At 65.1% G+C, this 5,320-nt stretch carries 8 protein-coding genes and 1 pseudogene; 4 read left to right on the forward strand and 5 right to left on the reverse strand.

Going from position 1 to position 5,320, the window contains the following annotated elements:
- Positions 1 to 224: DUF3577 domain-containing protein (locus tag PHQ87_RS14090; protein ID WP_300235621.1), on the reverse strand; the 224-nt coding region annotated here is incomplete at its 3' end.
- 315 nt (positions 225 to 539) lie between these two features.
- The gene (merR, locus tag PHQ87_RS14095) at positions 540 to 947 is read right to left on the reverse strand and encodes an Hg(II)-responsive transcriptional regulator (RefSeq protein ID WP_023434581.1); all 408 of its coding nucleotides are present in this window, start codon (positions 945 to 947) and stop codon (positions 540 to 542) included.
- A gap of 71 nt (positions 948 to 1,018) precedes the next feature.
- Here merR and merT point away from each other — a divergent pair, with 71 nt between their 5' ends.
- From merT to PHQ87_RS14115, 4 genes and pseudogenes are all read left to right on the forward strand, one after another.
- Positions 1,019 to 1,369, forward strand: a complete 351-nt coding sequence (gene merT, locus PHQ87_RS14100; RefSeq protein ID WP_023434582.1) for a mercuric ion transporter MerT — start codon at positions 1,019 to 1,021, stop codon at positions 1,367 to 1,369.
- 12 nt (positions 1,370 to 1,381) lie between these two features.
- On the forward strand, positions 1,382 to 1,660 hold the full coding sequence (gene merP / locus PHQ87_RS14105; RefSeq protein ID WP_023434583.1) for a mercury resistance system periplasmic binding protein MerP: 279 nt from the start codon (positions 1,382 to 1,384) through the stop codon (positions 1,658 to 1,660).
- A 10-nt stretch (positions 1,661 to 1,670) separates the two neighbouring features.
- On the forward strand, positions 1,671 to 3,362 hold the full coding sequence (gene merA / locus PHQ87_RS14110; RefSeq protein ID WP_300235632.1) for a mercury(II) reductase: 1,692 nt from the start codon (positions 1,671 to 1,673) through the stop codon (positions 3,360 to 3,362).
- 10 nt (positions 3,363 to 3,372) lie between these two features.
- A pseudogene (locus PHQ87_RS14115) lies at positions 3,373 to 3,489 on the forward strand (MerR family transcriptional regulator); the annotation flags it as partial.
- A 68-nt stretch (positions 3,490 to 3,557) separates the two neighbouring features.
- Here PHQ87_RS14115 and PHQ87_RS14120 read toward each other — a convergent pair.
- From PHQ87_RS14120 to PHQ87_RS14130, 3 genes are all read right to left on the reverse strand, one after another.
- Positions 3,558 to 3,890, reverse strand: a complete 333-nt coding sequence (locus PHQ87_RS14120; RefSeq protein ID WP_300235635.1) for a molecular chaperone DnaK — start codon at positions 3,888 to 3,890, stop codon at positions 3,558 to 3,560.
- 16 nt (positions 3,891 to 3,906) lie between these two features.
- A complete protein-coding gene (locus tag PHQ87_RS14125; RefSeq protein WP_300235638.1) occupies positions 3,907 to 4,770 on the reverse strand; it encodes a universal stress protein in 864 nt (287 codons plus the stop codon).
- A gap of 15 nt (positions 4,771 to 4,785) precedes the next feature.
- Positions 4,786 to 5,320, reverse strand: a 535-nt coding sequence (locus PHQ87_RS14130) for an STAS domain-containing protein (protein ID WP_300235641.1), incomplete at its 5' end; no start/stop codon positions are given.

The following is a 5,320-nucleotide window of genomic DNA, read 5'->3' on the forward strand; positions in this document are numbered from 1 at the left end:
TCGACCGCCTGAATGCAGCGGCGCACCAGGTGCTGCGCTTCCGAACCCGATACGCGCGTGTCGAAACGCACATACGAGACGTCATCGCTGGGACCGTTCAGAGCCGCGATGTCGCAGGCCAGGAACGAATCGCCTTTCTTGGGCTTCACTTCGCGGATGCGATTGAGATACCCGAGTCCGGTGATGTGCAGGTCGAAGTAGGACTTGTCGGTGGAAGTGGTCATGGTGAATCTCCTGAGAACAAAGAGGCGGAGACACACCCGACCCAAGGCGGGGAAGGTGTGGAACCCCCGCGTGGGTTGAAGGAACAGCTTGGGTGGCATCACCATCGGGAGAACCGATGGCCGTTCGCGCTGGGATGCCGGGGCGAACTGGTGTGATCAACGCGGTCGGAACCGCGTCGCAGTCTTGAAGATCGAGACTGCCTGGGCATGCTGCTGACGGGTGTCAGCGGAACATTGCCGGAAGCGTGGCGCCGGGACGGCGCGCATGCGAGCGGCAATCGGCACTCGCCGACGCCCACATTGAATAGGTGCCCTTCAGCAACAGTGCAAGGCTGCGATCAACGGGCAGGAAACATTGCCCTGGTGCGCGTTGCACTCGCTCACCAGCGTCGACAGCACCTCTTCCATCCGCGTGAGGTCCGCCATGCGTGCGCGCACATCGGCCAGCCGGTGGGCAGCAAGTTCGGCCGCCTCGCTGCAATGGGTGCCGTCCTCCAGTTTCAGGAGCTGGCCGATTTCATCCAGGCTGAACCCCAGGCGCTGGGCTGATTTCACGAACTTCACCCGCGCCACATCAGCCTGCCCATAGCGGCGGATGCTCCCATACGGCCGCTCCGGCTGGGGCAACAGGCCCTTGAGCTGATAGAAGCGGATCGTCTCCACATTGACCCCGGCCGCCTTGGCGAAGGCGCCGATGGTCAGATTCTCCGAAGCGTTTTCCACGGCGCTTGACTCCGTAGTTGACTACGGAAGTAACGTTACAGCATCGAGCGAAGTCCCGGAAGGAGAACCTCATGTCGGAATCCAAGAACGGCCGCGGCGCACTGGCGACCGGCGGCGTCGCAGCCGTCCTCGCCTCGGCCTGTTGTCTCGGCCCCCTCGTCCTGGTCGCGCTCGGCTTTTCGGGCGCGTGGATCGGCAATCTGACCGTGCTGGAACCGTACCGGCCGATCTTCATCGGCGCGGCGCTCATCGCGCTGTTCTTCGCCTGGCGCAGCATCTTCCGTCCGGCTCAAGCCTGCAAGCCGGGGGACGTGTGCGCCGTGCCGCAGGTGCGGACGGCCTACAAGGTGATTTTCTGGGTCGTGGCCGCCCTGGTTCTGGTTGCCCTCGCTTTTCCCTACGTCCTGCCGCTGTTCTACTGAAAGGAGATCGCCATGAAGAAACTCACCACCCTCATCGCCCTGGCCGCCGCCCTGAGCGCGCCCGCCTGGGCCGCCACCAAGACCGTCACGCTTTCGGTGCCCGGCATGACCTGCGCTGCGTGCCCGATCACAGTGAAGAAGGCACTCACCAAGGTGGACGGCGTGCAAAAGGCCGAGGTCAGTTACGAGAAACGCGAAGCCATCGTCACCTTCGACGACGCCAAGACCAATGCCGACGCCTTGACCAAGGCCACCGAGAACGCTGGCTACCCCGCCACCGTGAAGCAGTGAGGGCGTGACCATGGCCGAAGCGATCACCCTCCACATCGAAGGCATGACCTGCACGTCGTGCGCCGAGCACGTCCAGCAGTCTTTGAAAAACGTGCCCGGCGTGCGCGCGGCCTCGGTGTCCTATCCGCGCAAACGGGCCGAGATCGAGGCGGATGCCGGCGTGAGCCTGCACCCGCTGGTTTCGGCCGTGGCTGCGCTCGGCTACCGCGCTCGGGTTGCCGACTCGCAGGGTTTGCCCGCCACCGGCCTGTTGGACAAGGCGCTCGGCTGGCTGGGTAGCGAAGCAAAGCGCGGTAGCGGCGAGCCAGCGCTGCACGTGGCCGTGATTGGCAGTGGCGGTGCGGCGATGGCGGCGGCATTGAAGGCCGTAGAGCTTGGCGCACATGTGACGCTGATCGAGCGCGGCACCCTCGGCGGCACCTGCGTCAATGTCGGCTGCGTGCCCTCCAAGATCATGATCCGCGCCGCGCACATCGCCCATTTGCGCCGGGAAAGCCCGTTCGACGACGGTCTGCCTGCCGTTGCGCCTGCCGTGCTGCGCGACCGGTTGCTGGCCCAGCAACAAGGCCGCGTCGATGAGCTGCGCCACGCCAAGTACGAAGGCATCCTGGCAAGCACCCCGGCCATCACCGTGCTGCGCGGCGAGGCCCGGTTCAAGGACGCGCGCACGCTGACCGTGACGACCGCTGACGGTGGCACGCGCGAGGTGCGCTTCGACCGCTGCCTGATCGCCACCGGCGCGAGCCCGGCGATTCCGCCCATCCCGGGCCTTGCGGACACGCTCTACTGGACCTCCACCGAGGCGCTGGCGAGCGACACGATTCCTGAGCGGCTGGCCGTGATCGGCTCGTCGGTGGTGGCGGTCGAGCTGGCGCAAGCCTTCGCCCGGCTGGGCGGCCAGGTCACGATCCTGGCGCGCAGCACACTGTTCTTCCGCGAAGACCCGGCCATTGGCGAGGCCGTCACGGCCGCCTTCCGCGCCGAGGGCATCGAGGTGCTGGACCACACCCAGGCGAGCCAAGTCACCCATGTCGACCGGGAATTCGTGCTCACCACCGGACGCGGCGAACTGCGCGCCGACCGGTTGCTGGTCGCCACCGGCCGCGCACCGAACACGCGCAGCCTGAACCTCGAAGCGGCGGGCGTCGAGGTCAATGCCCAGGGAGCCATCGTCATCGACCGCGCCATGCGAACGAGCGCGCCGCACATCTTCGCTGCCGGCGATTGCACCGACCAGCCGCAATTTGTCTATGTGGCGGCAGCGGCCGGCACCCGCGCCGCGATCAACATGACCGGCGGCATTACTGAGCTGGACCTGACGGCGATGCCGGCGGTGGTGTTCACCGACCCGCAGGTAGCGACGGTCGGCTACAGCGAGGCCGAAGCGCACCACGACGGCATCGAGACCGACAGCCGCACCCTGACGCTCGACAACGTGCCGCGGGCACTCGCCAACTTCGACACCCGCGGCTTCATCAAGCTGGTTGCCGAGGCCGGCACCGGACGGCTGATCGGCGTGCAGGTGGTCACGCCGGAAGCGGGCGAACTGATCCAGACGGCCGCGCTGGCGATCCGCCACCGCATGACCGTGCAGGAGCTGGCCGACCAGTTGTTCCCGTATCTCACGATGGTCGAGGGACTCAAGCTCGCGGCGCAGACCTTCAGCAAGGACGTGAAGCAACTGTCCTGCTGCGCCGGCTGAGGAAAATGAGGTGTTCGATGAACGCTACACGGTGTCGCGTCTGGCCCAGGATGCCGGCGTGAGCGTGCACATCGTGCGCGACTACCTGCTGCGCGGGTTGCTGCGTCCGGCCGCGCGTTCGAAGGGCCGGATGAAGTCGGTTGCGCGCGTGGGGTGAGCATCCATTGCCGAAGGAGTGGCCGCTTCAACGCGACATCAGCGATTTTTTTTGCACTCCTGGCAGAAGACGACAGCCGGATCGGCATTCAACCGTTCCGGTTCCACGTCTCCTTGGCAGGCGCAGCACATCCCGTAGGTGCCAGCGTCGAGGCGGGCCAGGGCTGCCTCGACCTTGCGCTTGCGAACAGTCAGCCGCTCAAGCAACCCTAGGGCGAGTGCCTGCTGCTGGAGGGCGTCGATACGCGACACCCTGCCGACACTGGATTGATCCAGCTCGACCGGCGCGGCGGACTGTTGCGCCTGCTCGATTGCCTCGACGGTTTCCCTTTGCTCGATCTGCAGCCGAGCGCGGAACTGTTCGATGTTCATTGAGGCAACTCCTTCGTTATCGCAGCAGAAGGGTGGGGATGGTCGATGAGCGCAGCAGATCGGTGGTCTTGCTGCCGAACAGCAGGCTGCGCAGCGGTGAGTGGCCGAATGCGCCCATGATGAGCATGTCGATGGATTGCGCTTTCACCGTCTTGGCGATGATGCTTTCCGCATCGCCGGGAATCAGCGAGGCAGTTACATTGAAGCCAGCCTCTTCCAGGGTGGTCTTGGCCCAATCGAGCTGCTTGGGGGCATCCGGGCTTTCCTTGCCCGACATCAGCAGAGTGATCGGCAGGCCACGGAACAGCGGGCTGCCGGCGACCATCTCGACACCTCGGCGGGTCACAGTGCCACCATCGAAGGCGATCATCACGCGCTGCGGCGCCTTGAAGCCTTCCGTTACGGTCAGGATGGGCTTGTGCAGGGCGCGCACCACGCGCTCGACGTTGCGGCCCAGGTCGCGTTGGGTGGTTTCGGCTGCTTCGCCACGGCGACCCAAGACCACCAGGCGCACGCCCGTTTCCTGTTCCGCGAGCGTCTCTTCCAGATCGCCATGTCGCTGGCGAACATCGACTTGGGCGACATCGGCCGCCACTGCGCGCTCGCGCAGCCGATTGAGGAAGATGCGGCCTTGCTCGCGGGCATGCTTGGTGCGGGCCTCGTCTTCGGCGGAGAGTTTGGTCAGCAGATTTTCCTGTGCGTCGATGCCAATGGCCCCGCTGTGATCATCGCCCGATCCCAACTCGGGATGACGGTCGATGACATGCAGGAACTCCAGCGGCGCATCCATTCGGCGGGCGGCCCAGGCGGCGTAGTCGGCCACGTAATCGGCGAAGTGGGATTGATCCACGCAGGCCAGCACTTTGTTTTCGTTGTTCATGAACTTGTCTCCTCTTTAGTGGCCCATCAGCATGTCGTCGGCACCGTCCTTGTCATGCACGGCGAACTTGTCCACCATCGTGGCGCTGGCTTCGTTCAGGCCGATGACTTCGACCTCGGTGGCTTCGCGCCGAAACTTGATCACTACCTTGTCCAAGGCGCTGACGGCGGTGATGTCCCAGAAATGGGCGCGGCTGACGTCGATGCGCACCTTCTCGATGACTTCCTTGTAGTCGAAGGTGTTGATGAAGCGCTCGGCGGAAGCGAAGAAGACCTGGCCGGTGATGGTGTAGGTGCGCACGCGGCCTTCGTCCTCGGTGCGTGAGGCGACACGCAGGATCTGGCCCACCTTGTGGGCGAAGAAGAAGCCTGACAGCAGCACGCCGACCAGCACGCCCTTGGCCAGGTCATGCGTACCAACCGTCACCACCACGGTGGCCAGCATCACCACGCTGGAGCTTTTGGGGTGCTCGCGCAGGTTGCGGATCGAGGCCCAGTTGAAGGTGCCGATGGACACCATGATCATCACGGCGACAAGCGCCGCCATCGGG

Origin of the sequence: Hydrogenophaga sp. (assembly GCF_028698005.1) — a bacterium.
In the GTDB taxonomy this organism is placed as follows: Bacteria; Pseudomonadota; Gammaproteobacteria; order Burkholderiales; family Burkholderiaceae_C; genus Hydrogenophaga.